Source organism: Pseudomonas sp. zfem002 (genome assembly GCF_032621685.1).
GTDB classification, from domain to species: domain Bacteria; phylum Pseudomonadota; class Gammaproteobacteria; order Pseudomonadales; family Pseudomonadaceae; genus Aquipseudomonas; species Aquipseudomonas japonica.
In genome coordinates this window covers 51,740-76,289 of record NZ_JAVYJH010000015.1, presented here as the reverse complement: position 1 = coordinate 76,289, position 24,550 = coordinate 51,740, and the positions used below count along the sequence as shown (strand labels likewise).

The following is a 24,550-nucleotide window of genomic DNA, read 5'->3' as shown; positions in this document are numbered from 1 at the left end:
AGTGGAACATTGGCCCGATTCCGGTGCCTCAATTCCTACAGGCAAGCGCCCCCGCCTGGCGCTTACTCAACAATCAATAATTCGCGCCGTGCCTGCACGGTGTTCAAGGGAAGTCGACATGCAGCTCAAAGACGCTCAGTTGTTCCGTCAGCAAGCCTTCATCAACGGTGAGTGGCTGGACGCGGACAGCGGCCAGACCATCAAGGTGACCAACCCGGCCACCGGCGAAGTCATCGGTACCGTGCCGAAAATGGGCGCTGCCGAAACCCGTCGCGCCATCGAGGCGGCCGACAAGGCCCTGCCGGCCTGGCGCGCACTGACCGCCAAGGAACGCGCGGGCAAACTGCGCCGCTGGTTCGAGCTGATGATCGAGCACCAGGACGACCTGGCCCGCCTGATGACCACCGAGCAGGGCAAGCCACTGGCCGAAGCCAAGGGCGAGATCGCCTACGCTGCGTCCTTCATCGAGTGGTTCGCCGAAGAAGCCAAGCGCGTCTACGGCGACGTCATCCCTGGCCACCAGCCGGACAAGCGCCTGATCGTCATCAAGCAGCCGATCGGTGTCACCGCGGCCATCACCCCGTGGAACTTCCCGGCGGCGATGATCACCCGCAAGGCCGGCCCGGCCCTGGCCGCCGGCTGCACCATGGTGCTCAAGCCTGCGTCGCAGACCCCGTACTCCGCCCTGGCCCTGGTCGAGCTGGCTACCCGTGCCGGCATCCCGGCTGGCGTGCTCAGCGTGATCACCGGCAGCGCCGGCGAAGTCGGCTCCGAGCTGACCGGCAACTCCCTGGTCCGCAAGCTGTCCTTCACCGGCTCGACCGAAATCGGTCGCCAGCTGATGGAAGAATGCGCCAAGGACATCAAGAAGGTTTCCCTGGAACTGGGCGGCAACGCACCGTTCATCGTGTTCGACGACGCCGACCTGGATAAGGCCGTCGAGGGCGCGATCATCTCCAAGTACCGCAACAACGGCCAGACCTGCGTCTGCGCCAACCGCATCTACGTGCAGGACGGTGTCTACGACGCCTTCGCCGAGAAGCTGAAAGCCGCGGTCGCCAAGCTGAAGATCGGCAACGGTCTGGAAGACGGCACCACCACCGGCCCGCTGATCGACGGCAAGGCCGTGGCCAAGGTCCAGGAGCACATCGAGGACGCGGTTTCGAAAGGCGCCAAGGTCCTGTCCGGTGGCAAGCTGATCGAAGGCAACTTCTTCGAGCCGACCATCCTGGTCGACGTACCGAAGACCGCTGCCGTTGCCAAAGAAGAGACCTTCGGCCCGCTGGCGCCGCTGTTCCGCTTCAAGGACGAGGCCGAAGTCATCGCCATGTCCAACGACACCGAGTTCGGCCTGGCCTCGTACTTCTACGCCCGTGACATGAGCCGTGTGTTCCGTGTCGCCGAAGCGCTGGAATACGGCATGGTCGGCATCAACACCGGCTTGATCTCCAACGAGGTCGCGCCGTTCGGTGGTATCAAGGCGTCGGGCCTGGGCCGCGAAGGCTCCAAGTACGGCATCGAGGACTACCTGGAAATCAAATACCTGTGCATCAGCGTCTGATCCACGGTTAAAGGCTTTACCTCTGCCAGCGGGGCGCGAGAGCGACGTCTCGCTGGCCTTTTTTACACAGGAACACCCGGCGGCCCGGGCCACGCCAGCAGTCGATCAACGAATACTGCCTGCCGTGAATACCGGTCGCCAATCTGAACTCGCCACCCAAGCGGCGAATTGAGGACACTATGAGCAAGACCAACGAATCCCTGATGCAGCGTCGCGTCAATGCCGTTCCACGCGGTGTTGGCCAGATCCACCCGATCTTCGTCGATACCGCGAAGAACTCCACCGTGATCGACGTTGAAGGCCGCGAACTGATCGACTTCGCCGGCGGCATCGCAGTACTGAACACCGGTCACCTGCACCCGAAAGTGGTCGCGGCTGTCCAGGAACAACTGACCAAGGTCAGCCACACCTGCTTCCAGGTCCTGGCCTACGAGCCTTACGTCGAGCTGTGCGAAAAGATCAACGCCCGCGTCCCAGGCGACTTCGCCAAGAAGACCCTGCTGGTCACCACCGGCTCCGAAGCCGTTGAAAACGCCGTCAAGATCGCCCGTGCCGCCACCGGCCGCGCTGGCGTGATCGCCTTCACCGGCGGCTACCACGGCCGCACCATGATGACCCTGGGTCTGACCGGTAAAGTCGTGCCGTACTCGGCCGGCATGGGCCTGATGCCAGGCGGCATCTTCCGCGCCCAGTTCCCGAACGAGCTGCACGGCGTGAGCGTCGACGAGTCGATCGCTTCCATCGAGCGCATCTTCAAGAACGATGCCGAGCCACGCGACATCGCCGCGATCATCATCGAGCCGGTTCAGGGCGAAGGCGGTTTCCTGCCTGCTCCGAAAGAGCTGATGAAGCGTCTGCGCGCCCTGTGCGACCAGCACGGCATCCTCCTGATCGCCGACGAAGTGCAGACCGGCGCTGGCCGTACCGGCACCTTCTTCGCCATGGAGCAGATGGGCGTCGCGCCTGACCTGACCACCTTCGCCAAGTCCATCGCTGGCGGCTTCCCGCTGGCCGGTGTGTGCGGCAAGGCCGAATACATGGACGCCATCGCCCCGGGTGGCCTGGGCGGCACCTACGCCGGCTCGCCGATCGCGTGCGCCGCGGCCCTGGCCGTTCTGGAAGTGTTCGACGAAGAGAAACTGCTGGAGCGCAGCCAGGCCGTTGGCGAGCGTCTGGTCGCCGGTCTGAAGCAGATCCAGGCCAAGCACCCGATCATCGGTGACGTGCGTGCCCTGGGTTCGATGATCGCCGTGGAAGTCTTCGAGAAAGGCACCCACACCCCGAACGCCGCCGCCGTTGCCCAAGTGGTCGCCAAGGCGCGTGACAAGGGTCTGATCCTGCTGTCCTGCGGCACCTACGGCAACGTCCTGCGGATCCTGGTTCCGCTGACCGCCGAAGACGCGCTGCTGGACAAAGGCCTGGCCATCATCGAAGAGTGCTTCGCTGAACTCGCCTGATCTGTGACGTGTTAGAGAAAAAACCCGCTTCGGCGGGTTTTTTTTCATCTCCGGGATGAACGTTGGGCGCTAAGGTTTCTAAAGGTTACAGGAGCGGTGCCGGAAGGTACGCTGGAAAGCGTCATGGTTGTAAGGAGATCCCGATGACTGCCGTAGACCTCGCTGCCGCGCCCAAGGTGATGATCGCCGAGGGAGATCCGTGGGTGCGGGACATGCTCACCCAGATGTTGCTCAGTGTGCGTTGCGATGCCGACGTGCGTGTGTGTGCCAATGGCAACGAGGCGCTGGACGGCCTGGCTGGCAAGCCCGACCTGATCATCGCCGCCCGCGAACTGCCGGGCCTCGATGGCCTGGACCTGCTGCGCAAGGTGCGTGCGCGGCCGCGCACGCCGGCGTTGCCGTTCATCCTTATCAGCAGCCGCAGCGACGTGACCAGCGTGCGCGAGGCCCTGCCGCTGGCGCCGACGGCGTACCTGAGCAAGCCGCTGAACCTCGATCTGCTGCGCCAGCGCCTGGAAGAGCAATTACTCAAGGTCGGCGAGTCGATCGCCTGCGAAGTGCCGCCGTTGCGGGCTGGCCTGACCCTGTCGCGTTTCATCGAGGAACACCGTGCCACCGCCGATGGCGGGCCGCTGTTCGCCGATGTGCAACAGGCGATCAAGCGCGCGCTGAATCCGCAGGGGCTGGACCTGCGGCTGCTGGAGGAGGAAGTGCGCGCCGACCCGCAGATCACCGCGGTGCTGATCGCCGCCGCCAACAGCGCCGCCCTGCACCGCGAGGGCAACGTGCAGACGCTGTTGCAGGCGCTGAACAAGCTGGGGACGACCCAGAGCATGAACCTGATCCTCGGCCTGGCGCTCAAGCGCAGTGCCAGGCTCAGCGATCCGCTACTGGGCCGCTATGCCGAGGAATACTGGAACCTGTCGCTGCGCTGCGCCGAGTACGGCCGCAACCTGGCGCAGATGCTCGAGCTGGACCATGAGCGCTGCTATTGCGCCGGGTTGCTGCATTGCCTCGGCGACCTGGCGCTGCTGCGTTGCCTGCAGGAATGGCGCCTGGCCGGGGGCGAGCTGGACGAGAACGAAATCGAGGTGGCGCTGACGCAGTCGGGGGCGGCCTATGGCTCGGCGCTGCGCACCCGCTGGCGCTTGCCGCTGGAGCTGCGCGAGTTGATTGCCGCGGTTTATCAGCTGGGTGGCGGGGTGTATTCGCGGGAAGACCTGGTGATGAACCTGGCCGGGCAACTGGCGCGGTTGGGGGTGGAGGACGGGCTCGAAGAGATCGCCGCCGGGAAGACTGCCCGGTTGCTCAAGGTCGGGCGGGCGGAGCTGGCGCGGTTGCGCAAGGAGTAGGCACTGGCGCCGCGCAATCCTCTGTAGGAGCTGGCTTGCCTGCGAATGGACCGCGCAGCGGTCCCAAAATGGTGAAGACCCAGAGTTTTTGGGACCGCTGCGCGGTCCTTTCGCAGGCAAAGCCAGCTCCTACGGGGTTTTCGCAGGCAGGCCAGCTCCTACGGGGCAAGCCGGTGCATACAGGCGTTTCGCCGGCAGGTCATCCCAGCACTATCTGGTTCTTCCCCTGCCGCTTCGCCTGGTACATCGCCGCATCCGCCCGGGCGAACATGTCGTCGAGCAGGCCGTCGTCGTCGCTCATCCCGGTCAGCCCCTGGCTCACGGTCACGCCATAGGTCTGCCCGTCATGGCTGAAGCTCAGGCGCTGGATCTCCCGCTGCAGGCGCATAGCCACCTGCATCGCCATCTCCGGCGGACAGCCGGGAAACACCGCGGCGAATTCCTCGCCGCCAATCCGCCCGAACAGATCGCCTCGGCGCAACGCCGCCTTGCCGCTGTCGGCGATGCGCTGCAGCACCTGGTCGCCCTCGGGGTGGCCGTAGGTATCGTTGACCTGCTTGAAGTCATCGATATCCAGCAGCAGGAACGAAAACGGCGCGCCGTCGCCCCGGGCTTTCTCGAACGCCTGCTCGGCGCATTCGAAGAAGTGCCGGCGGTTGCTGCTCTGGGTCAGGACATCGGTGGTGGCCAGGCGCTGCAGTTCACCCTCGAGCTGTTTCTTCTCGGTGATGTCCTCGGCCATGCCGACCACGATCACCCGCTGCCCCTCGGCCTGCTGGTTGATGAAGCACTTGTCGCTGAGCCAGCGCACCTGGCCGTCGGCGGCGATGATGCGGTATTCGCGGTCTTCCACTGCGCCCTTGACCAGCACATCGGCCAGGCTGCTTTCGGCGTAGTCGAGGTCGTCGGGGTAGATCGCGTCGCGCCACTGGTTGTAGTCGGCCATCAGCAGGCTCGCCGGGCGGCCGAAGATGCGCTCGTAGGCGGGGCTGACGTACAGCACCTGGCGGGTTTCCCAGTCGAAGGCCCAGAGCACCGCGTTGACGCTGTCCAGCAGCGAGCTGAACAGCTGCTCGCGCTCGCTCAGGCGGGCAACCTCGCCTTGCGCGTGCATCAGGGCCAGCAGTGTCTGGGCAGCCTCGGGAGGCGGAGTGAACGGCGGGGTGTTCTTGACCATGTTCGCAGTACTTCTAGTAAGGCGGGAACGTGTGGCCACGACCCGGCCCGCCAGGCGGGCGACATATCTGCTAAGAACTTGATCGGGGAGGGAAGTTCCAGAACGGGCGCCCCGGCAGGGGGCGCTCCGATCAGTGGGCGTCAGGCCAGGGCAGGGCGCAGCGAGTAGGTCTTGAGTTGCGCGGCGAATTCACGCAGCGAATGGATACCACTGGCCTCGGCCTCGTGCACCCAGTCCTTGATCGCCGCGAGCATGTCGTGGCCGTTGGCGCTGGTGCGGGCCCAGATCTGCTGCAGGGCCAGGCGCTTCTCGTAGATCACCTTGAGCGCCTGGCTGTGCTCCAGCATGGTCTGGATGCGCTGGTGATGGCGGTCTTCCAGCAGGCTGGTCTCGCGCGACAGCAGGCGCTTGGCGCGGCGGAACTGGTGGCGTACCGAATCATCGACCCTGGCCAGTTCCTGCTTCACCAGCGGGCCGATCACCAACTTGCGGTACTGGGCCATGATCTGGAAGCGGTTGTTGAGGATCGCCATGGCGGTGTCCATGTCCAGTTGGCCCTTGCCCTCGACGCGGTGGGCGATCGGCGCGACGCGCTGCACCTTGGCCAGGCGCAGCCAGGTGAACAGCGTGATCCAGGCCCAGCCCATGTCGAATTCCCAGCGCTTGACCGAGAGCTTGGCCGAATTGGGGTAGGTGTGATGGTTGTTGTGCAGTTCTTCGCCACCGATGACGATGCCCCACGGCACCAGGTTGGTGGCGGCGTCGCGGCATTCGAAGTTGCGGTAGCCCACGGCGTGGCCGAGGCCGTTGACCACCCCGGCGGCCCAGAACGGAATCCACATCATCTGCACCGCCCAGATGGTCATGCCGATGGTGCCGAACAGCAGCAGGTCGATCACCGCCATCAGGGCGATGCCGCCGAGCTTGTAGCGCGAATAGAGGTTGCGCTCGATCCAGTCCTCGGGGCAGTTCTTGCCGTAGATGCGCAGGGTTTCCGGGTTGCGCGCCTCTTCGCGGTACAGCTCGGCGCCTTTGCGCAGCACCGTGGACAGGCCCTTGATCACCGGGCTGTGCGGATCGTCCGCGGTTTCGCACTTGGCGTGGTGCTTGCGGTGGACGGCGGTCCATTCGCGGGTGTTCTGCGCCGTGGTCAGCCACAGCCAGAAGCGGAAGAAATGCTTGAGCCCGGCGTTCAGCTCCAGGGAGCGGTGCGCCGAGTAGCGATGCAGATAGACCGTGACCGCGACGATGGTCACATGGGTCATCAGCAGGGTGACCGCCAGCAGTTGCCAGGCCGACAGGTCGAGTAAACCGTAGTACCACATGGGTGGAAGTGCCCTCTCAGAGCGGATGAACAGCGATCGACATTATTACCATGATGTCAAATAAAACCAGTCGGCCTTTTAGATAAGAGGTCAACAGGGAAAAGTGTCCCTATAATGCCCCATCTTTTGTTGTGGGCATCCGAGACGCTATGTCTGTTTCCGCACGAGACGCCTTGCGCATGGCTGCGCTGTACCTGGTGCTGTCGCTGTTGTGGCTGGTCGTATCTGATCAAATATTAAGCAGTGTTTTCGATGATCCGGGGGAAAAGGCCAGCTGGCAGCTGATCAACGCCTACACCTGGGCGGCCTGCAGTGCCGTGCTGATCTTCCTGTCGCGGGTACGCCTGCTGAACTTCATCGGCCTTGGCGCGCGCCTGCGTCGCGAAGACCGCGAGCGCCTGCGCATGGCCGCGGCGGTGTTCGACAGCACCCTGGAAGGCGTGCTGGTCAGCGACCGCAACGGCGTCATCGTGCATGTCAACCGCGCCTTCATGAACATCACCGGCTACCAGCGCGAAGAAGTCATCGGCCAGCGGCCGAACAAGTTCAAGTCCGGTCGCCACGACCAGACGTTCTACCAGGCCATGTACGCCGCCCTGCACGACAAGGGCGAGTGGAGCGGCGAGGTGTGGAACCGGCGCAAGAGCGGCGAGGTGTATCCGCAGTGGCAGACCATCTGCGCGATCCGCGACGATGGCGGCGAACTGACCCACTATGTCGCCGTGTTCAGCGATATCAGCGCGATCAAGCACACCGAGCGCGAGCTGGCCTACCTGGTCCACCACGACCCGCTGACCCACCTGCCCAACCGCCTGCTGTTCAACGACCGGGCCGAACAGGCCCTGGCCACGGCCCAGGCCAACAAGCGCGGCTGCGCCTTGCTCCTGCTCGACCTCGACCACTTCCAGAGCATCAACGACAGCCTTGGCCACAACATCGGCGACGAGTTGCTCAAGGCCGTGGCCGATCGCCTCAAGCTGGTGATCGACCCGGGTGTCACCCTGGCCCGCCTGGGTGGCGACGAATTCGCCATCCTCAGCGAAAACTGCTCGCAGGTGGGGCAGGCGGCGGACCTGGCGCAACTGATCGTCAATGTGCTGAAAGAGCCTTACGAACTGGAGAATCACCGCCTGTTCAGCAGCGTCAGCATCGGCATCAGCCTGTTCCCCAGCGATGCGCAGAGCGCCGAGCAATTGCTGCGCAACGCCGACGCGGCGCTGTTCAAGGCCAAGGGCAATGGCCGGGCCGGCTACGCGCTGTATACCGAAGAGCTGACTGCCCATGCCCAGCAGCGGGTGGAAACCGCCAGCGAGCTGCGCCGGGCCCTGGAGCAGGGCGAGCTGCGTGTGTACTTCCAGCCGGTGCACGACCTGTTCAGCGGTCGGATGATCGGTGCCGAGGCCCTGGTGCGCTGGCTGCATCCGCAGCGCGGGCTGGTGCCGCCGGGAGAGTTCATCCCGATCGCCGAACGCACCGGGCTGATCGCCGACATCGACATGTGGGTCATGCGCCAGGCCTGCCAGCAGATGGTCCGTTGGCTGGGCGAGGGCAAGGTGCTCGATTTCGTCGCGGTGAACGTCTCCAGTCGCCTGTTCGCCCATCGCGAGATGTACAAGCAGGTGGCGCAGGTGCTCGATGACACCGGGCTGGAGCCGTCGCGGCTGGAGGTCGAGGTGACCGAGAGCGCGGTGATGGACGACCCGGAAGTGGCCCTGGAACAGCTGCACCGCCTGCGCGACCTGGGGCTGCGCCTGGCGATCGACGACTTCGGCACCGGTTATTCGTCGCTGCTGCGGCTCAAGCGCTTGCCGGTGCAGAAGCTGAAGATCGACCAGGGCTTCGTTGCCGGGCTGCCCAACGACGATGATGACGTCGCGATCGTGCGGGTGATCATCGCCCTGGCGCGGAGCATGGGCATGGCGATCCATGCCGAGGGGATCGAGCAGTCCGAGCAGGCGCGCTTCCTGCTGGAGCACCAGTGCGACATGGGGCAGGGGTACTGGTACGGGCGGCCGGTGCCGGCGCAGGAGCTGCGTTGGTAGGCCTCGACGCAGCTCTGTAGGAGCGGATTCATCCGCGATCGGCGGCGAAGCCGTCGTAAAGCCTGTATCCCGGACTTGTCTGACACAACGCGGACACAGGGTTTATGGCCGCTTCGCGGCCAATCGCGGATGAATCCGCTCCTACACCGGGCACGGTGCCCTGTAGCTTGAGTCAATTCAGTTATATAAAAATTCTTAAATAGTATTTTTAAGAATATTCAGCCCCTCATAAGATTGCTCCCACACCAGGCGCAGTCACCTTCCTACACGCTGCTGCCGGGCCCCCACTTTCAAAGGAGCACGAGCATGAGCGCATCTCTGCGTAGCGTTGACGGTCAGGACGAAGCCACCATCTTGCGCGAAATCCAGAGCGCACTGCGTGACCTGCGTTTCGGCGCGGTGGAAATCACCGTGCACAACGCCCAGGTCGTGCAGATCGAACGCAAGGAAAAATTCCGCCTGCAGAACTCGGGCAACAAACCGAGCTGAAGCTCGCGTGCCCAGGTCTACCCATTAGAAAAAAAGCCAATCGGGAGCTTCACCATGTCTATCCGCCGTTATGCCCTGGCCGCACTCGCCAGTGCTGTTTTTGCCGGTTCCGCCATCGCCAAGGACTACGAGTTGTTGAACGTGTCCTATGACCCAACCCGCGAGCTGTATCAGCAGTACAACGCCGAGTTCATCAAGCACTGGCAACAGGCCAACCCCAGCGACAAGGTGAAGATCCAGCAATCCCATGGCGGTTCGGGCAAACAGGCCCGTGCAGTGATCGACGGCCTGCGCGCCGACGTGGTGACCCTGGCCCTGGCCGGCGACATCGACGAAGTCGCCAAGCTCGGCAAGACCCTGCCGGAGAACTGGCAGACCCGTCTGCCGCAAGCCAGCACCCCGTACACCTCGACCATCGTGTTCCTGGTGCGCAAGGGCAACCCGAAAGCCATCAAGGACTGGGGCGACCTGGTCAAGAAAGACGTCTCGGTCATCACCCCGAACCCGAAAACCTCCGGCGGCGCCCGCTGGAACTTCCTCGCCGCCTGGGCCTACGGCCTGAAAGCCGGCGGCAGTGAAGCCAAGGCCCAGGAATACGTGAAGGAGCTGTTCAAGCACGTGCCGGTCCTCGACACCGGTGCCCGTGGCTCGACCATCACCTTCGTCAACAACGGCCAGGGCGATGTCCTGCTGGCCTGGGAAAACGAAGCCTTCCTGGCCCTGAAGGAAGACGGTGGCAGCGACAAGTTCGAAATCGTCGTGCCGTCCCTGTCGATCCTCGCCGAACCGCCGGTGGCCGTGGTCGACAAGAACGCCGAGAAGAAGGGCAACGAGAAGATCGCCGAGGAGTACCTCAAGTACCTGTACAGCCCGGCCGGGCAGAAGATCGCCGCCGACAACTTCTACCGTCCGCGTGACGAGAAGGTCGCCGCGCAATACGCCAACCAGTTCCCGAAACTGGACCTGGTGACTATCGACAAAGACTTCGGTGGCTGGAAGACTGCCCAACCCAAGTTCTTCAATGATGGCGGTGTGTTCGATCAGATCTATTCGGCACAGTGATCTTTCTGGGGCCGCTTTGCGGCCCTTTCGCAGTGGTTCGTCACACGACAAGCCAGCTCCTACACAGGCCCGTACACCGCGGTCTCTTGTAGGAGCTGGCTTGTCGTGTGACGAACCACTGCGAAAGGGCTGCAAAGCAGCCCCCGAACACCCCGTATGAAAACCAGCTAGACCAAGGACCTTTATGTCACGTCGTATATCCCCCGTCATACCCGGCTTCGGGCTGACGCTGGGCTACACCTTGGTGTACCTCAGTCTGATAGTGCTCATACCGCTGGGGGCGATGTTCGTGCATGCCGCCCAGCTCACCTGGGAGCAGTTCTGGAACATCGTCAGCGCACCGCGGGTACTCGCCGCGCTGCAACTGAGTTTCGGCACCGCCCTCTGCGCCGCCATCATCAACGGCATCATCGGTACCCTGCTGGCCTGGGTCCTGGTGCGCTACACCTTCCCCGGACGCAAGATCATCGAGGCGATGATCGACCTGCCGTTCGCCCTGCCCACCGCGGTCGCCGGTATCGCCCTGACCGCGCTTTATGCACCGTCCGGCTGGGTCGGCCAGTTCGCCACCGACCTCGGTTTCAAGATCGCCTACACCCCGCTCGGCATCACCCTGGCACTGACCTTCGTCACCCTGCCGTTCGTGGTGCGCACGGTGCAGCCGGTGCTCGCCGACATCCCCCGGGAAGTCGAAGAAGCCGCCGCCTGCCTCGGCGCCAAGCCGCTGCAGGTGTTCCGCCACGTACTGATGCCGGCCCTGCTGCCGGCCTGGCTGACCGGCTTTGCCCTGGCCTTCGCCCGTGGCGTGGGCGAGTACGGTTCGGTGATCTTCATCGCCGGCAACATGCCGATGAAGACCGAGATCCTGCCGCTGCTGATCATGGTCAAGCTCGACCAGTACGACTACACCGGCGCGACCGCCATCGGCGTGCTGATGCTGGTGGTTTCCTTCATCCTGCTGCTGCTGATCAACCTGCTGCAGCGGCGCATCGAAACCCCTTGAAGGAGGCCTGAGCATGTCTGCATCCGCAATTGGCGCGGCCGCTTCGGCCAACGCCGCCCGCCGTGGCAGCGCCGCTGCCCGGCGCATCCTGATCGGCCTTGGCTGGCTGATCTTCGCCCTGTTCCTCCTGTTGCCGCTGGTGATCGTGGTATCCCAGGGCCTGAAGATGGGCCTGGGTACCTTCTTCGAGGCGATCTTCGAAGCCGATGCCCTGTCCGCCCTCAAGCTGACCCTGATCGCCGTGGCCATCTCGGTGCCGCTGAACCTGGTGTTCGGCGTCAGCGCCGCCTGGTGCGTGAGCAAGTACAACTTCCGCGGCAAGAGCGTGCTGGTCACCCTGATCGACCTGCCGTTCTCGGTCTCGCCGGTGATCGCGGGTCTGGTCTACGTGCTGATGTTCGGCGCCCAGGGCCTGTTCGGGCCGTGGCTGCAGGACCACGATATCCAGATCGTCTTCGCCCTGCCGGGCATCGTCCTGGCGACCATCTTCGTCACCGTGCCCTTCGTCGCCCGTGAACTGATCCCGCTGATGCAGGAGCAGGGCACCCAGGAAGAGGAGGCCGCGCGCCTGCTCGGCGCCAACGGCTGGCAGATGTTCTGGCACGTGACCCTGCCGAACATCAAATGGGGCCTGATCTACGGCGTGGTGCTGTGTACCGCGCGGGCGATGGGCGAGTTCGGCGCGGTGTCGGTGGTCTCCGGCCACATCCGCGGCGTGACCAACACCCTGCCGCTGCATGTCGAGATCCTCTACAACGAATACAACCATGTCGCGGCGTTCAGCGTGGCGAGCCTGCTGCTGATCCTGGCGCTCTTCATCCTGCTGCTCAAGCAGTGGAGCGAGAACCGCATTAACCGTCTGCGCCACAGTGCGGCGGAGGAATAATTCATGTCGATCGAAGTTCGTAACGTCAGCAAGCGCTTCAACGCCTTCCAGGCCCTGGACAACATCAACCTGGACATCAACAGCGGCGAGCTGGTGGCCCTGCTTGGCCCGTCCGGCTGCGGCAAGACCACCCTGCTGCGCATCATCGCCGGCCTGGAGACCCCGGATAACGGCAATATCGTGTTCCACGGCGAAGACGTGTCCGGCCACGACGTGCGTGATCGCAACGTCGGTTTCGTGTTCCAGCACTACGCGCTGTTCCGCCACATGAGCGTGTTCGACAACGTCGCCTTCGGCCTGCGCATGAAGCCCAAGGGCGAGCGCCCGAGCGAGAGCAGGATTGCCGAGAAGGTCCATGAGCTGCTGAACATGGTCCAGCTCGACTGGCTGTCGGATCGCTACCCGGAGCAACTGTCCGGTGGCCAGCGCCAGCGGATCGCCCTGGCCCGCGCCCTGGCGGTGGAGCCCAAGGTGCTGCTGCTCGACGAGCCGTTTGGCGCGCTCGACGCCAAGGTGCGCAAGGAGCTGCGTCGCTGGCTGGCGCGGCTGCACGAGGACATCAACCTGACCTCGGTGTTCGTCACCCACGACCAGGAAGAAGCCATGGAAGTGGCCGACCGCATCGTGGTGATGAACAAGGGCGTGATCGAGCAGATCGGCTCGCCGGGCGAGGTCTACGAGAACCCGGCCAGCGATTTCGTCTATCACTTCCTCGGCGACTCCAACCGCCTGCACCTGAGCGAGAACCACCACGTGCTGTTCCGTCCGCACGAAGTGTCGCTGTCGCGGCATGAGATGGAAGGCCACCACGTCGCCGAGGTGCGCGATATCCGTCCACTGGGCGCGACCACCCGGGTGACCCTGAAGGTGGAAGGGCAGAGCGAGCTGATCGAGGCGGAAGTGGTCAAGGACCATGACAGCCTGACCGGCCTGGCGCGCGGCGAGACCTTGTTCTTCAAGCCGAAGGTCTGGCAGAAGGTCGAGAATATCTGAGGCCGTTGGGCCTGCTCTGCAGGCCTTCGCGGGCGAGCCACGCTCCTACAGAGTCCGCGCATTTCCTGTAGGAGCGGGCGTTGCCCGCGAAAGGACCGCAACGCGGTCCCCACCTACACCGCCATCCTCTCCAGGCTTGCCCCGTCCTCCGCCTGATCCACCAGCAGAATCTCCCCGACCATCGCCTCGGCCAGCGGCGACAAGCGTTGCCGAGCCCGGCTGACGATCGCATGGCGCGCCTCCGGCATCTCGACCCCGGTCACCTTCAGCCGCACCAGCCCGGCTTCGCCAAGGCTGACCCCGAGCGCATCCGATCCCGCCACCAGGGCATGCAGCCCCGCAGTGCACTCGATCGTCGCACCCAACTCGACCAGGCCTGGTTCTCCGCGGGGAACCGCCAGCGGCCAGGCTCGCAGCTCTTCTTGCGTGACGACGCCGCGCCCGGCCAGCGGATGCCCGGGGCGACAGCAGAACTGCCAGGCCCGCGCTTTCAGGCGCAGCACCTGGTACGCCGAATCCCCATCGAAGCCACGACTGTCGGCCACGAAGAACTCCAGCTCATCGGCCAGCAGGCGCTTGCCCATTTCCGCGGCAGTCGCGGCCTCGAAGCGCACCCGCGCCTTCGGGTACTTGCCGACGAACCCGGCCACGGCCCGCGTCACCAGCCCGCTCGCCGGAACATGGCCAAAGCGCAGCTCTCCCGTCTCCAGGTCATTGAACTGGCGAATCTCGTTGCTCAGCTGATGCGCGCCACTGACCAGCCGCCGCGCATGTTCCAGCACCACCAACCCTTGCCGGGTCGGCACCAGGTCCTTGCTCGCGCGGTCCACCAGCTGGCAGCCGACACTGTGTTCGAGGGCCTGGATACTGCGGCTGAACGCGGACTGTGACAGACGCACCGAACCCGCCGCGGCAACGAAGCTGCGGTGTTCGGCGAGGGCGAGGAGGTGGCGCAACTGGCGCAGGTCGATGTGCATGGCACACCTTATAAAGGCAATCCTTTATTCAGTAAAAGCATGTAAAAACATAAATAAATAACTGGAATACATATGATTCCAGTCAGGCAAAGCGTCGATTTTCCATGCCTTTTGGGAATATTTTTCATGCCGCAAAGGCATGGGAAAATGCCAGCATCGCTGCAGGCCTTGATCTGCAAGGGCTGCAGCGATCGGCGAAAATAATATATTCCCGAAAATTCTATCTATAACTTTAAAGATTACTTTCAGAGATAAGCGTCTGACCCGGATCATTCCAGCCAAGCGAAGGCCCCTTATCCCCTTCGATGGAATGCACCGAACCCCCAGGAGTTTATCAATGGGTAATGTCCAGACCGCCGCCAGTGCCGTTGACGTGCTGTGGCGCCCGACGCCGGGCGAACTGGTCGATCTCGGCCGGCCGCACCGCTCGCCGCTCGGCCAACAGCGCCTGCAGCGGGCGCCGCGCAGTGCGCTGAAGCGCCGCGAGAAAGTCCTGCTCGGCGTCTTCGCCCTGGTTCTGCACGGCGCGGTCGCGTACTGGATCAGCGAGAAGCCGACCCCGGTGCTGCCCGTGGTGCCGCCGGAAATTCCACCGATGACCATCGAGTTTTCCCAGCCCGCGCCACCGGTGGTCGAACCGCCACCGCCCGTGGTCGAGCCACCGCCGCCGGTGGTGGAGCCGCCACCGCCGGTCGAGGACGAACTGGCGGTGAAGCCGCCGCCGCCCAAGCCGGTACCGAAACCCAAGCCCAAGCCCGTGCCCAAGCCAACACCCAAGCCCGAGCCCAAGCCAGTGGAACAACCGCCGACGCCGGCCCCGCCGGTCGCCGCACCGCAGCCGCCCGCGCCACCCGCGCCGGCACCGGTGACGCCGGCCTCGGCCAACGCCGCGTACCTGAAGAACCCGGCGCCGGAATACCCGTCGCTGGCCCAGCGTCGCGGCTGGGAAGGCACGGTGCTGCTGCGGGTCAAGGTGCTCGCCAGCGGCAAGCCGGGCGAGATCCAGATCCAGCAGAGCAGTGGTCGCCAGCAACTCGACGACGCCGCGCTGGCCGCGGTCAAGCGCTGGAGTTTCGTGCCGGCCAAGCAGGGCGATGTACCCCAGGAAGGCTGGGTGAGCGTGCCCATCGACTTCAAGATTCGCTAACCCAAATTCGCGCAACGAGAGAGAGAGAACACATCATGAGCGTATTGGCTTCCCCCCTTGAATCCATCGAAAGCGCGGTGATCTGGCTGCTGGTCGGCTTCTCCGTGGTCACCTGGGGCCTGGCCCTGGTCAAGACCGTGCAGTTCGTCCGTCTGAAGAACCAGGACAAGCGCTTCCACAAGCAATTCTGGGCCGCCTCCAGTCTCGACTCGGCGGCTGACCTGGCCCACTCGCAACCCGGTTCGGCAGCCCGTGTCGCCCAGGCCGGCTACGCCGCCATCGCCGTCGGCGAGCCGGGCCAGGCCACCGACCTGAGCCACGCGATCAACCATCAGGACCGTCTGGAACGCGCCCTGCGCCAGCAGATCGTGCGGGAGCGTCGCTCGCTGGAAACCGGCCTCGCCGTGGTCGCCAGTATCGGCAGTACTTCGCCGTTCATCGGTCTGTTCGGCACCGTGTGGGGCATCATGGAAGCGCTCAAGGGCATCAGCGCGGCGGGCTCGGCGAGCCTGGAAACCGTGGCCGGCCCGATCGGCGCGGCGCTGGTCGCCACTGGTGTGGGTATCGCCGTCGCGGTGCCGGCGGTGCTGGTTTACAACTACTTCCTGCGTCGCCTGAAGCTGACCGCCGCCGACCTCGACGACTTCGCCCACGACTTCTACAGCCTCGCGCAGAAGAGCGCCTTCCGTGTCATCGCCCACCCAACGCTGCTCAAGGCCGGTAACGCCGCGGGCCAGCCTGTGAAAGAGGCGGTGTGACATGGCCTTCTCGACCCAGGACAGCGACGAGGTACTCAGCGAGATCAACGTGACGCCGCTGGTGGATGTGATGCTGGTGCTGCTGGTGGTGTTCATCGTCACCGCGCCGCTGCTGACCAACGCGATCCCGATCAACTTGCCCAAGACCGAGGCCGTGGCCCCGGTGGAACAGAAGGATCCGTTGGTGGTGAGCATCGACGGGGCAGGGAAGCTGTTCATCAACAAGGATGAAATCCAGCCGGATCTGCTGGAAACCAACCTGCAGGCGGCGAAGGCCAAGGACCCCGAGGTACGGGTGCAACTGCAGGCGGACGATGGAGTGAACTACGGAGAAGTGGCGCGTGCCATGGCTTCGATCGAACGCGCGGGGATTACCAAGTTGTCGGTGATCACCGCACGCTGAGCAACACGCAACTCAGGCACACTTGAGGCCGGTCCTGTGGCAGGGGCTGGCTTTTTTTTGGCCTGAATGTCTGTGGAACGTAGCGCGGTGATCGGCGGCGTAGCTGTCGTAAAGCCTGAGTTCCGAGTTCTCGCAGCGGCCACCTTCTGGGACCGCTTTGCGGTCCTTCGCGGGCAAGCCTCGCTCCTACGGAGGAATGGCCATCCGAAAGATTGCAGTCGATCGCACCTCCCCCCCGTAGGAGCGAGGCTTGCCCGCGAAGGCCTGCGCAGCAGGCCCATTCCAGACACCTGCAAACATAAAGTTTGTGGAAGCTGAAAATCCTAGGACGTAACCTACGCGATCTGTCGGTCCTTGCTTCCTTGCCCATGGAAACCACTCCTTCTAGGCTTCCAGGGTCGCTGAATGGTCAGCGATCGGGGTGTGGAAACCTCGCAAAAATGGTGGTGAGGAACAGCTTTATGGCAGCTGTGCGCGGGAGGCTTTCGGGCCTGCCGGGTATCTCCTTACCGCTCGGTTTTCCACCCCGCGTACAGCCGCCACCCATTTGTGTGGAAACAAAAGGATGTTGGCAAAACTGGTAAGGACAATACCCATGAAAAAGCTCGTCCCAGACCCACCTTTAGCCCCAATCTGCGCCCGCCCCTTCGGCACATGCCCCACCCACCCGCCACTCTTCTCCGTAAACCCCGGCATCGACCCCCACAGCACTTTGATCCACATCTCCATGTTCCTGCGCTGCGCCTACGAATCCACCCAGCTCTCCCTCACCCCGGAACCGGGCACCAGCAGCTTCCCCTGGCTGACGATGCATGCCGTGGAAGCGGCGAAGGGCCTGGTCGACGCCTTGATCGACGGCTACGAAAGCCGCGACTGGCAGCAACCCGCCGCCTGACGCCTGGCGGGACCCGCAGCGGTCCCGCTTTTAATATGGTTATTAATAAATAGCTTCTTATTCCTTTACGGATATAACTCCCTCGCCAATACTTGCCGGCATGCACGCAACCGCAGCAGGAGGCAATTCCCCATGCGCAACGAGTCGATCCGTTACCTGATTGTGCCGGGCTGGCAGGGTTCGCCAGAGCAGCACTGGCAAAGTCATTGGCACCAGACGCTGCCCAACAGCGCCCGTGTCGAGCAGGCCGACTGGCTGACGCCGAAGCGCGGGGACTGGGTCGCGGCGCTGGAGGAGGCGATTGCCGCCAGCGAGTCACCGGTGATCCTGATCGCCCACAGCCTGGGCTGCATCACCGTCGCCCACTGGGCCGCGCAGGCCAGTACGGCCTTGCTGCGCCGGGTGCGTGGCGCGCTGCTGGTGGCGCCGGCGGATGTCGAGCGACCGGCCTGTTCGCCGGCGCTGCGCAACTTCGCGCCGATTCCCATGAACCTGCTGCCGTTCCCCAGCCAGGTGGTGACCTCCGACAACGACCCGGCCGTCAGCGCGCCGCGCGCCATGCAACTGGCCCGCGCCTGGGGCGCCGAAGCCGGGGTGCTCGGCGGGGCCGGGCATATCAACGTCAAGTCCGGCCACCATCGCTGGGAACAGGGCTTCGCCTACCTGTACCGGCTGCAGAGTCGAATGGAACAGGGCGCCCTGCGTCGCGCCTGATCCGCCAGCACCTTTCTTCATCTTCCTTTTCGTAACGCCCGGGCCAGGAGTCCGGGCGGGAGCTTTGCCATGACTGCACAAGACACCTTCGGCCAGCCACTGCTGACCTTTCCCGAACTCGACAAGAGCCCGCTGAGCATCCGCGCCAAGGCACTGGTGTTCGTCGATCCGCGCTCGCGCCAGTTGCGCGAGGAACTGGAGCTGCTGGCGCCGCTGGCCCTGCCGGTATTGATCCGTGGCGAAAGCGGCACCGGCAAGGAATTGCTGGCCCGCCAGATCCACCGTGCCAGCGACCGCGGCGGTCTGTTCGTCTCGGTCAACTGCGGGGCGATCAGCCCGACCTATGCCGACGCCGAGCTGTTCGGCTACACCGCAGGCAGTCACGGCGGCACCGCCAGCAGCCGCGCCGGCTGGTTCGGCTCGGCCAATGGCGGAACGCTGTACCTGGACGAAATCGCCGACCTGCCGCTGGCGATCCAGGTCAAGCTGCTGGCCGCCCTGGAGAACCGCGAGGTCTACCGCGTCGGTTCGCAGCAACCGCACCCGGTGGATGTACGCCTGGTCGCCGCATCGAGCATCGACCTGGCCGAGGCGGTCGCCGCCGGGCACTTCCATCCACGGCTGTTCGACTACCTGCACGAGGGCCGCCTGGAACTGCCGGCCTTGCGCGAACGGGTCGGCGATATCCTGCCGCTGGCTGAATACTTCGTCGGCATCTACAGCCCGAAACTCAACCGCCCGGTGCCGCTGCTCAGCGAAGAAGCCCAGCGCGTGCTGGAGCTGCACGACTGGCCGGGCAATACCCGCGAGCTGGAGAACGTCATCCACTTCGCCCTGCTGCAGGGCAGTGGCGACGAAATCCTCGCCGAGCACCTGAACCTGCCGACCCCGCTGCATGCCCTGGCCCAGCGCCTGGAACGCCTCAGCGAGCTGGGCGATGCCCAGGAGCGACGGGCGTTGCAGAAGCTGCTCGAACAAACCTTGTTGCGCCTGGCGCAAGCCGCGAGCTAGAGCGTTGCGCCTGATGCATAAATGGGTTTGTGAAAAAAGGCATAAGTGACTAACCAAAAGATATTTTTCGGGAATAAAAAATCTCGATATTGTCCGCCTCACGCCGGGCAGCACGGGCCTGGCGAACCAACACATCGACGCCCACGAGGCGCGGAATACCAATAAGGACTGCACATGAAAAAAGCTCTGTTGATGACTGCCCTGGCTGCCGCGCTGTCGGTTGCCGGTTTTGCCCATGCCGGCGAGAAACTGGTGGTGGCCGCCACCCCGGTGCCGCATGCCGAGATCCTGGAGCTGATCAAGCCGACCCTGGCCAAAGAAGGCGTGGACCTGGAGATCAAGGTCTTCACCGACTACGTGCAGCCTAACGTGCAGGTCGACCAGAAGCGTCTGGACGCCAACTACTTCCAGACCCTGCCGTACCTGAAGAACTTCAACGAAGGCAAGGGTACCCACCTGGAAACCGTGATCGGTGTTCACGTCGAGCCGTTCGGTGGCTACTCGAAGAAGGTCAAGAGCCTGGCCGAGCTGAAGGAAGGCGCCACCGTCGCCATCCCGAACGAGGGCAGCAACAGTGGTCGTGCCCTGCTGCTGCTGCAGAAGGCTGGCCTGATCACCCTGAAGGATCCGAAGAACGCCCTGGCGACCCCGAAAGACATCGCCGAGAACCCGAAGAAACTGAAGTTCCGCGAACTGGAATCGGCCATGCTCCCGCGCGTGCTGGACCAGGTCGACCTGGACATGATCAACACCAACTACGCCCTGGAAGCAGGCCTGAACCCGGCGAAGGATGCATTGCTGATCGAGGGCAGCGACTCGCCTTACGTGAACTTCCTGGTGGCCCGTCCGGACAACAAGGACAGCGCAGCGGTGCAGAAGCTGGCCAAGGCCCTGACGTCGCCTGAGGTGAAGACCTTCATCGAGAAGAAGTACAGCGGCGCGGTACTGCCGGCGTTCTGATTCGTCTCTGAATGCGCTGTTTGGGGCTGCTTTGCAGCCCTTCGCGAGCAAGCTCGCTCCTACAGGATTCGTGCAACACACTGTAGGAGCGAGCTTGCTCGCGAAGGGCCGCAAAGCGGCCCCAATTACGTTGGCAGACCTGACATTTCTGCCAGTTATGACGCACAAGGTGCAGCGCTACACTCCGAGCATCCTCTACTCGGTGTGCACCATGGCGATTCCAGAAGCTGGACCCCACGCAGTCCTGTTCGCCTGCGACTCACAGCAAAGCATACTGGCGGCGCGATCCGCCGAAGCACACGACGCTACCGCCTATTCGCCCTACGGCCAACGCCACGCGCGGCCGCATGTCGCGCGACCCGGGTTCAACGGCGAACTGCCCGAGCCCGCCACAGGCCATTACCTCCTGGGCAACGGCTACCGCGCCTACAACCCGGTGCTGATGCGCTTCCACCAGCCGGATAGCTGGAGCCCGTTTGGAGCGGGTGGTCTCAATCCTTATGTCTACTGCATCGGCGACCCGGTCAATCGGCGGGATCCCACCGGTCATATGGCCTGGATGGGGACCCTGGGACTGGAGATATTGGGCATGGCGAGTACGCGGAGACAGGTGGACCAGGGGGCAGGAGAGTCCTCGTTGCTGCCATGGTTTGCCATTGGCATTGGTGTAGCCATGGTAGGGGCGGCAGCTGGCATGTTGGCTCGGTGGAAACAGAGGACGGCGGCCGAGTATCCGCAAACCGCGCCACCGCAAACAGAGCCCTTGGACTTGAGCATGTCGCGGCGGGACTCCGTGATCCAGTTCGCACCTCCACGCCAGTCGCCGTCTCCACCGCAGTCGCCGATTCATACTGTCTCGATAGATCAGGATTTGGCTGCTAGGCAGGTCCACTATCGTAGATATGAACGTCCTACGGCGCTCGATTTAGACCAGCTCAAGGCAGCGATAAAGGCCAGGGACGGCGCAAGCTTTTCCAGGACAGCCAATATCCCTGGCAGGAAAGCAGCGGCTCGGCGCTTGCTGAACACCCATCTACCAGGCAGTGAGCGCAGGAGAGGTAATCCAAAAGAGCAGTTCAGGGGCCTGGATGCGCGCGACTTGATGACAAGGGGAATTGATCCACAACTGCAAAAGTTTCTTGAAGACATTTATCCCACTCTCAGGAGATAGGCGTCCAGGAACTATCAATATTCAATAATGTTATTTAAATATTTATTTTTATACCGCTAGAGTCTTTCCCCAGTGAGGCTTACCCGCCTCGAAACCTGTGGACACCACCCGTCTACCCCCGGGTCGGTTCGGAAAAGACTCCATCCCATGAGCTTCGACTTCACCTTCATCCTCGGCACGCTGCCCGCCTTCCTCAAGGCCGTCGGCGTGACCCTGCAGGTCGGCCTGATCACCATCGCCACCTCGCTGCTGGTGGCGCTGATCAACGCGCCGATCCTGCTTTACCGCACTCCCGTCCTGCATCGCCTGGTCGCCCTGTACGTCGAACTGGCGCGCAACACCCCGCTGCTGATCCAGCTGTTCTTCGTCTATTTCGCCTTGCCGGCGCTGGGGGTGAAGCTCTCCGGCTTCGCCGCGGCAATCATCACCATGACCTTCCTCGGCGGCGCCTACCTCACCGAAGTGCTGCGCGCCGGGGTCGAGGCGGTGCCCGCCGCGCAGCTGGAGTCCGGGCGCTCCATCGGTCTTTCCGAAGGCCAGCTGCTGCGCCATGTGATCCTGCCCCAGGCCGGCCTGCTCAGCCTGCCGGCGTTGTTCGCCAACTTCATCTTCCTGCTCAAGGAAACCACGGTGGTCTCCGCCGTGGCGGTGCCGGAAATCCTCTACACCACCAAGAGCTACATCGCCCTGTACTACAAGACCTACGAAATGCTCGCGGTGATGACGCTGATCTGCGTGCTGCTGTTCCTGCCGCTGTCGCTGCTGCTGAGCCGCCTGGAAAGGAGGCTGCAACATGGCCAGTTCGGGTCTTGAGCTGCTGCTGGTGTCGTTGCCGCAACTGGGCAAGGGCGCCGCGCAAACCCTGGCGATCTCCGGTCTGGGCATTGTTTTCGCGACCCTCGGCGGCGTGCTCTACGGCGTGCTGGCGAGGCTCGGCAAGGGCAGCGTGAATGCCGTGCTGCGCATCTACCTGGAGCTGTTTCGCGCCATCCCGGTGCTGGTCTGGCTGTACCTGCTGTTCTTCGGCCTGCCGATCTTTTTCAAGATCAGCCTGCCGAGCTTCTGGTGCGCCGTGCTGGTTTTGGCCCTGTGGGGCGCCAGCGAGGTCGGCGAGGTGGTGCGCGGGGCGTTGCAGTCGTTGCCGCGCGGCCAGCGTGAAGCCGGCCTGTCCATCGGCCTGTCCGCCTGGCAGCTGTACGGCTACGTGCTGTTGCCCCAGGCGCTGAAGCGCATGACCCCGCCGACCATCAACGTCTACACGCGGATCATCAAGACCAGCTCCCTGGCCGTGCTGATCGGCGTGGTCGATGTGATCAAGGTCGGCCAGCAGATCATCGAGCGCACCTACGAGTCGGTGCTGATCTACGGGGCGCTGTTCCTGTTCTTCTTCTTCATCTGCTACCCGCTCTCGGCCGCCTCCAAGGCCCTGGAGCGGCGCTGGACGCACGCATGAGCGCATTGATCGAATTCAAGGGTTTCAACAAGTACTTCGGCGAGCAGCAGGTGCTCGCCGACCTCGACCTGACCGTGCAGGCCGGCGAGGTGGTGGTGATCCTCGGCCCCAGCGGCTGCGGCAAGAGCACCCTGCTGCGTTGCCTCAACGGCCTGGAGGCCGCCCACAGCGGCAGCCTGCGCCTGGAGGGCCGCGAACTGCTGGACGCGAAGACCGACTGGCGCGAGATCCGCCAGCAGGTCGGCATGGTGTTCCAGAGCTATCACCTGTTCGGCCACATGAGCGTGCTCGACAACCTGCTGCTCGGCCCGCTCAAGGTGCAGAAGCGCGAACGCCACGAGGCCCAGGCCCAGGCCGAGGCGCTGCTGGCCCGGGTCGGCCTGCTGGACAAGCGCGACGCCTACCCGCGCCAGCTCTCCGGCGGCCAGCAGCAACGCATCGCCATCGTCCGTTCGCTGTGCATGAACCCGCGGGTGATGCTGTTCGACGAAGTCACCGCAGCCCTCGACCCGGAAATGGTCAAGGAAGTCCTGCAGGTGATCCAGGGCCTGGCCCGCGACGGCATGACCCTGCTCATCGTTACCCACGAAATGGCCTTCGCCCGCGCGGTGGCCGATCGCATCGTGTTCATGGAGTCCGGCAGGATCCTTGAACAGAGCCCCCCCGAGCGCTTCTTCACGAACCCGCGGACCGCACGCGCGCAGCAGTTCCTGGAGAAATTCTCCTACGTCGAAAACCTGCCGGAGCGACCTCAAAAGGAACTGATATGAAAACTGCCAAGACCTCGAAACTGCTGTTGTCCCTGCTCGGCCTGGCCTTGCTCGCCGGCTGCAACAAGGCCGAAGAACCGCCGAAAAGCTCTGCCGCGACGCCCGCGCCGGCCACCTCCAGCTACCTGGAAACCATCAAGGCCCGCGACAAGCTGATCGTCGGCGTGTTCACCGACAAACCGCCGTTCGGCTTCGTCGACGAGACGGGCCGCTACGTCGGCTTCGATACCGATATCGGTCGCGCCTTCGCCAAGTCGCTGCTGGGCGACGAGAACAAGGTCGAGTTCGTCGCCGTCGAGCCGGCCAGTCGCATTCCGTTCCTGCAGAGCGACAAGGTCGACCTGATCCTGGCCAACATGACCGTCACCCCCGAGCGCAAGGAAGTGGTGGAGTTCACCAACCCCAACCTGCGCGTCGCCGTGCAGGCCCTGGTGGCGGACGGCAGCAGCGTGCAGAAGCTCGACGACCTGGCCGACAAGACCACCATCGTCACCACCGGCACCACCGCGGATATCTGGCTGACCAAGAACCATCCGGACTGGAAGCTGCTCAAGTTCGAGAAGAACAGCGAGTCGCTGCAGGCCCTGGCCAACGGCCGTGGCGATGCCTACGCGCAGGACAACCTGATCCTGTTCAGCTGGTCCAAGCAGAACCCGGGCTACCGCGTGCTGCCGCAACTGCTGGGCGAGGAAGCACCGATCGCGCCGGCGGTGAAGAAGGGCAACATCGAGCTGCGCGACTGGGTCAACGCCGAGCTGGCGCGCCTGGGCGAGCAGAAGTACCTGCTCAAACTGTACGACCAGTACGTGCGCAAGGAACTGAGCGACGACACCAAGCCGGAGAGCGTGATCGTCGAAGGCGGCAAGTGGCAGGGCTGAGCACCTGACAGTTCTGCCAGCTAGGCGCTACGGGCAGGAGGGGTAACCTGTGGTCAATTGCGTTTC

The 24,550-nt window shown here is 63.9% G+C and carries 24 protein-coding genes; 21 read left to right on the top strand and 3 right to left on the bottom strand.

The features are described from left to right. The first annotated feature begins 118 nt into the window (after positions 1-118). The 3 genes from gabD (at position 119) to RTI28_RS17985 (ending at position 4,370) form a co-directional block, all read left to right on the top strand. On the top strand, positions 119-1,561 hold the full coding sequence (gene gabD, locus RTI28_RS17995) for an NADP-dependent succinate-semialdehyde dehydrogenase (protein ID WP_042130079.1): 1,443 nt from the start codon (positions 119-121) through the stop codon (positions 1,559-1,561). Positions 1,562-1,740: 179 nt separating this feature from the next. After that, positions 1,741-3,018: a 4-aminobutyrate--2-oxoglutarate transaminase gene (gabT, locus tag RTI28_RS17990; RefSeq protein WP_316921718.1), complete on the top strand. Its 1,278-nt coding sequence runs from the start codon at positions 1,741-1,743 to the stop codon at positions 3,016-3,018. Positions 3,019-3,161: 143 nt separating this feature from the next. Then, positions 3,162-4,370, top strand: a complete 1,209-nt coding sequence (locus RTI28_RS17985) for a response regulator (protein WP_316921717.1) — start codon at positions 3,162-3,164, stop codon at positions 4,368-4,370. 199 nt (positions 4,371-4,569) lie between these two features. On the opposite strand, the gene RTI28_RS17980 is transcribed toward RTI28_RS17985, so the two are convergent. Further along, the gene (locus RTI28_RS17980; protein WP_316921716.1) at positions 4,570-5,547 is read right to left on the bottom strand and encodes a sensor domain-containing diguanylate cyclase; all 978 of its coding nucleotides are present in this window, start codon (positions 5,545-5,547) and stop codon (positions 4,570-4,572) included. Positions 5,548-5,687: 140 nt separating this feature from the next. Then, complete coding sequence (gene desA, locus RTI28_RS17975) at positions 5,688-6,872, bottom strand: delta-9 fatty acid desaturase DesA (RefSeq protein WP_316921715.1); 1,185 nt, start codon at positions 6,870-6,872, stop codon at positions 5,688-5,690. A gap of 149 nt (positions 6,873-7,021) precedes the next feature. On the opposite strand from desA, the gene dibA reads away from it, so the two are divergent. The 6 genes from dibA (at position 7,022) to RTI28_RS17945 (ending at position 13,347) form a co-directional block, all read left to right on the top strand. Continuing rightward, positions 7,022-8,914, top strand: coding sequence for a phosphodiesterase DibA (dibA, locus tag RTI28_RS17970; RefSeq protein WP_316921714.1), 1,893 nt, complete (start codon positions 7,022-7,024; stop codon positions 8,912-8,914). Positions 8,915-9,220: 306 nt separating this feature from the next. After that, positions 9,221-9,403, top strand: coding sequence for a sulfur starvation response protein OscA (gene oscA, locus RTI28_RS17965; RefSeq protein WP_009400195.1), 183 nt, complete (start codon positions 9,221-9,223; stop codon positions 9,401-9,403). 54 nt (positions 9,404-9,457) lie between these two features. Then, positions 9,458-10,465 carry a sulfate ABC transporter substrate-binding protein gene (locus RTI28_RS17960; protein ID WP_316921713.1) on the top strand — a complete coding sequence of 336 codons (1,008 nt, stop codon included), beginning with the start codon at positions 9,458-9,460 and terminating at the stop codon, positions 10,463-10,465. Positions 10,466-10,649: 184 nt separating this feature from the next. Continuing rightward, positions 10,650-11,468, top strand: coding sequence for a sulfate ABC transporter permease subunit CysT (gene cysT, locus RTI28_RS17955; RefSeq protein WP_042130065.1), 819 nt, complete (start codon positions 10,650-10,652; stop codon positions 11,466-11,468). A gap of 13 nt (positions 11,469-11,481) precedes the next feature. Beyond that, the gene (gene cysW / locus RTI28_RS17950; RefSeq protein ID WP_316921712.1) at positions 11,482-12,354 is read left to right on the top strand and encodes a sulfate ABC transporter permease subunit CysW; all 873 of its coding nucleotides are present in this window, start codon (positions 11,482-11,484) and stop codon (positions 12,352-12,354) included. Between the two features lie 3 nt (positions 12,355-12,357). Further along, positions 12,358-13,347, top strand: coding sequence for a sulfate ABC transporter ATP-binding protein (locus RTI28_RS17945; RefSeq protein WP_316921711.1), 990 nt, complete (start codon positions 12,358-12,360; stop codon positions 13,345-13,347). A 113-nt stretch (positions 13,348-13,460) separates the two neighbouring features. Here RTI28_RS17945 and RTI28_RS17940 read toward each other — a convergent pair whose 3' ends face one another. After that, positions 13,461-14,324 carry a LysR family transcriptional regulator gene (locus tag RTI28_RS17940; protein ID WP_316921710.1) on the bottom strand — a complete coding sequence of 288 codons (864 nt, stop codon included), beginning with the start codon at positions 14,322-14,324 and terminating at the stop codon, positions 13,461-13,463. Positions 14,325-14,661: 337 nt separating this feature from the next. Here RTI28_RS17940 and RTI28_RS17935 point away from each other — a divergent pair, with 337 nt between their 5' ends. From RTI28_RS17935 to RTI28_RS17880, 12 genes are all read left to right on the top strand, one after another. Beyond that, complete coding sequence (locus RTI28_RS17935; protein ID WP_316921709.1) at positions 14,662-15,471, top strand: energy transducer TonB; 810 nt, start codon at positions 14,662-14,664, stop codon at positions 15,469-15,471. A 35-nt stretch (positions 15,472-15,506) separates the two neighbouring features. After that, entirely contained in the window at positions 15,507-16,229 is a 723-nt protein-coding gene (locus RTI28_RS17930) for a MotA/TolQ/ExbB proton channel family protein (RefSeq protein WP_316921708.1), read from the top strand. A gap of 1 nt (position 16,230) precedes the next feature. Further along, on the top strand, positions 16,231-16,632 hold the full coding sequence (locus RTI28_RS17925) for an ExbD/TolR family protein (protein WP_009041659.1): 402 nt from the start codon (positions 16,231-16,233) through the stop codon (positions 16,630-16,632). Between the two features lie 595 nt (positions 16,633-17,227). Further along, positions 17,228-17,527 carry a hypothetical protein gene (locus RTI28_RS17920; protein WP_316921707.1) on the top strand — a complete coding sequence of 100 codons (300 nt, stop codon included), beginning with the start codon at positions 17,228-17,230 and terminating at the stop codon, positions 17,525-17,527. Positions 17,528-17,659: 132 nt separating this feature from the next. After that, positions 17,660-18,241, top strand: coding sequence for an alpha/beta hydrolase (locus RTI28_RS17915; RefSeq protein ID WP_316921706.1), 582 nt, complete (start codon positions 17,660-17,662; stop codon positions 18,239-18,241). A gap of 69 nt (positions 18,242-18,310) precedes the next feature. Then, positions 18,311-19,252, top strand: coding sequence for a sigma 54-interacting transcriptional regulator (locus RTI28_RS17910; RefSeq protein ID WP_316921705.1), 942 nt, complete (start codon positions 18,311-18,313; stop codon positions 19,250-19,252). A gap of 174 nt (positions 19,253-19,426) precedes the next feature. Continuing rightward, positions 19,427-20,212 (top strand): MetQ/NlpA family ABC transporter substrate-binding protein, encoded by a 786-nt coding sequence (locus RTI28_RS17905; protein ID WP_316921704.1) that lies wholly within the window; start codon positions 19,427-19,429, stop codon positions 20,210-20,212. A gap of 94 nt (positions 20,213-20,306) precedes the next feature. Then, a complete protein-coding gene (locus RTI28_RS17900) occupies positions 20,307-21,383 on the top strand; it encodes an RHS repeat-associated core domain-containing protein (protein ID WP_316921703.1) in 1,077 nt (358 codons plus the stop codon). Between the two features lie 147 nt (positions 21,384-21,530). Next, positions 21,531-22,196 carry an amino acid ABC transporter permease gene (locus RTI28_RS17895; RefSeq protein ID WP_316921702.1) on the top strand — a complete coding sequence of 222 codons (666 nt, stop codon included), beginning with the start codon at positions 21,531-21,533 and terminating at the stop codon, positions 22,194-22,196. After that, positions 22,177-22,836, top strand: a complete 660-nt coding sequence (locus RTI28_RS17890; RefSeq protein ID WP_316921701.1) for an amino acid ABC transporter permease — start codon at positions 22,177-22,179, stop codon at positions 22,834-22,836. Before RTI28_RS17895 ends, RTI28_RS17890 begins: the two co-directional genes overlap by 20 nt. After that, the gene (locus RTI28_RS17885) at positions 22,833-23,606 is read left to right on the top strand and encodes an amino acid ABC transporter ATP-binding protein (protein ID WP_316921700.1); all 774 of its coding nucleotides are present in this window, start codon (positions 22,833-22,835) and stop codon (positions 23,604-23,606) included. The genes RTI28_RS17890 and RTI28_RS17885 overlap by 4 nt, the downstream gene beginning before the upstream one ends. Then, positions 23,603-24,484 (top strand): transporter substrate-binding domain-containing protein, encoded by an 882-nt coding sequence (locus RTI28_RS17880; protein ID WP_316921699.1) that lies wholly within the window; start codon positions 23,603-23,605, stop codon positions 24,482-24,484. The genes RTI28_RS17885 and RTI28_RS17880 overlap by 4 nt, the downstream gene beginning before the upstream one ends. The last annotated feature ends 66 nt before the right edge of the window (positions 24,485-24,550 follow it).

Excerpts from the sequence above, each read along its gene's own strand:
- gabD (WP_042130079.1), top strand. The coding sequence starts at position 119 with ATGCAGCTCAAAGACGCTCAGTTGTTCCGTCAGCAAGCCTTCATCAAC.
- gabT (WP_316921718.1), top strand. The coding sequence starts at position 1,741 with ATGAGCAAGACCAACGAATCCCTGATGCAGCGTCGCGTCAATGCCGTT.
- RTI28_RS17985 (WP_316921717.1), top strand. The coding sequence starts at position 3,162 with ATGACTGCCGTAGACCTCGCTGCCGCGCCCAAGGTGATGATCGCCGAG.
- RTI28_RS17980 (WP_316921716.1), bottom strand. The coding sequence starts at position 5,547 with ATGGTCAAGAACACCCCGCCGTTCACTCCGCCTCCCGAGGCTGCCCAG.
- desA (WP_316921715.1), bottom strand. The coding sequence starts at position 6,872 with ATGTGGTACTACGGTTTACTCGACCTGTCGGCCTGGCAACTGCTGGCG.
- dibA (WP_316921714.1), top strand. The coding sequence starts at position 7,022 with ATGTCTGTTTCCGCACGAGACGCCTTGCGCATGGCTGCGCTGTACCTG.
- oscA (WP_009400195.1), top strand. The coding sequence starts at position 9,221 with ATGAGCGCATCTCTGCGTAGCGTTGACGGTCAGGACGAAGCCACCATC.
- RTI28_RS17960 (WP_316921713.1), top strand. The coding sequence starts at position 9,458 with ATGTCTATCCGCCGTTATGCCCTGGCCGCACTCGCCAGTGCTGTTTTT.
- cysT (WP_042130065.1), top strand. The coding sequence starts at position 10,650 with ATGTCACGTCGTATATCCCCCGTCATACCCGGCTTCGGGCTGACGCTG.
- cysW (WP_316921712.1), top strand. The coding sequence starts at position 11,482 with ATGTCTGCATCCGCAATTGGCGCGGCCGCTTCGGCCAACGCCGCCCGC.
- RTI28_RS17945 (WP_316921711.1), top strand. The coding sequence starts at position 12,358 with ATGTCGATCGAAGTTCGTAACGTCAGCAAGCGCTTCAACGCCTTCCAG.
- RTI28_RS17940 (WP_316921710.1), bottom strand. The coding sequence starts at position 14,324 with ATGCACATCGACCTGCGCCAGTTGCGCCACCTCCTCGCCCTCGCCGAA.
- RTI28_RS17935 (WP_316921709.1), top strand. The coding sequence starts at position 14,662 with ATGGGTAATGTCCAGACCGCCGCCAGTGCCGTTGACGTGCTGTGGCGC.
- RTI28_RS17930 (WP_316921708.1), top strand. The coding sequence starts at position 15,507 with ATGAGCGTATTGGCTTCCCCCCTTGAATCCATCGAAAGCGCGGTGATC.
- RTI28_RS17925 (WP_009041659.1), top strand. The coding sequence starts at position 16,231 with ATGGCCTTCTCGACCCAGGACAGCGACGAGGTACTCAGCGAGATCAAC.
- RTI28_RS17920 (WP_316921707.1), top strand. The coding sequence starts at position 17,228 with ATGAAAAAGCTCGTCCCAGACCCACCTTTAGCCCCAATCTGCGCCCGC.
- RTI28_RS17915 (WP_316921706.1), top strand. The coding sequence starts at position 17,660 with ATGCGCAACGAGTCGATCCGTTACCTGATTGTGCCGGGCTGGCAGGGT.
- RTI28_RS17910 (WP_316921705.1), top strand. The coding sequence starts at position 18,311 with ATGACTGCACAAGACACCTTCGGCCAGCCACTGCTGACCTTTCCCGAA.
- RTI28_RS17905 (WP_316921704.1), top strand. The coding sequence starts at position 19,427 with ATGAAAAAAGCTCTGTTGATGACTGCCCTGGCTGCCGCGCTGTCGGTT.
- RTI28_RS17895 (WP_316921702.1), top strand. The coding sequence starts at position 21,531 with ATGAGCTTCGACTTCACCTTCATCCTCGGCACGCTGCCCGCCTTCCTC.
- RTI28_RS17890 (WP_316921701.1), top strand. The coding sequence starts at position 22,177 with ATGGCCAGTTCGGGTCTTGAGCTGCTGCTGGTGTCGTTGCCGCAACTG.
- RTI28_RS17885 (WP_316921700.1), top strand. The coding sequence starts at position 22,833 with ATGAGCGCATTGATCGAATTCAAGGGTTTCAACAAGTACTTCGGCGAG.
- RTI28_RS17880 (WP_316921699.1), top strand. The coding sequence starts at position 23,603 with ATGAAAACTGCCAAGACCTCGAAACTGCTGTTGTCCCTGCTCGGCCTG.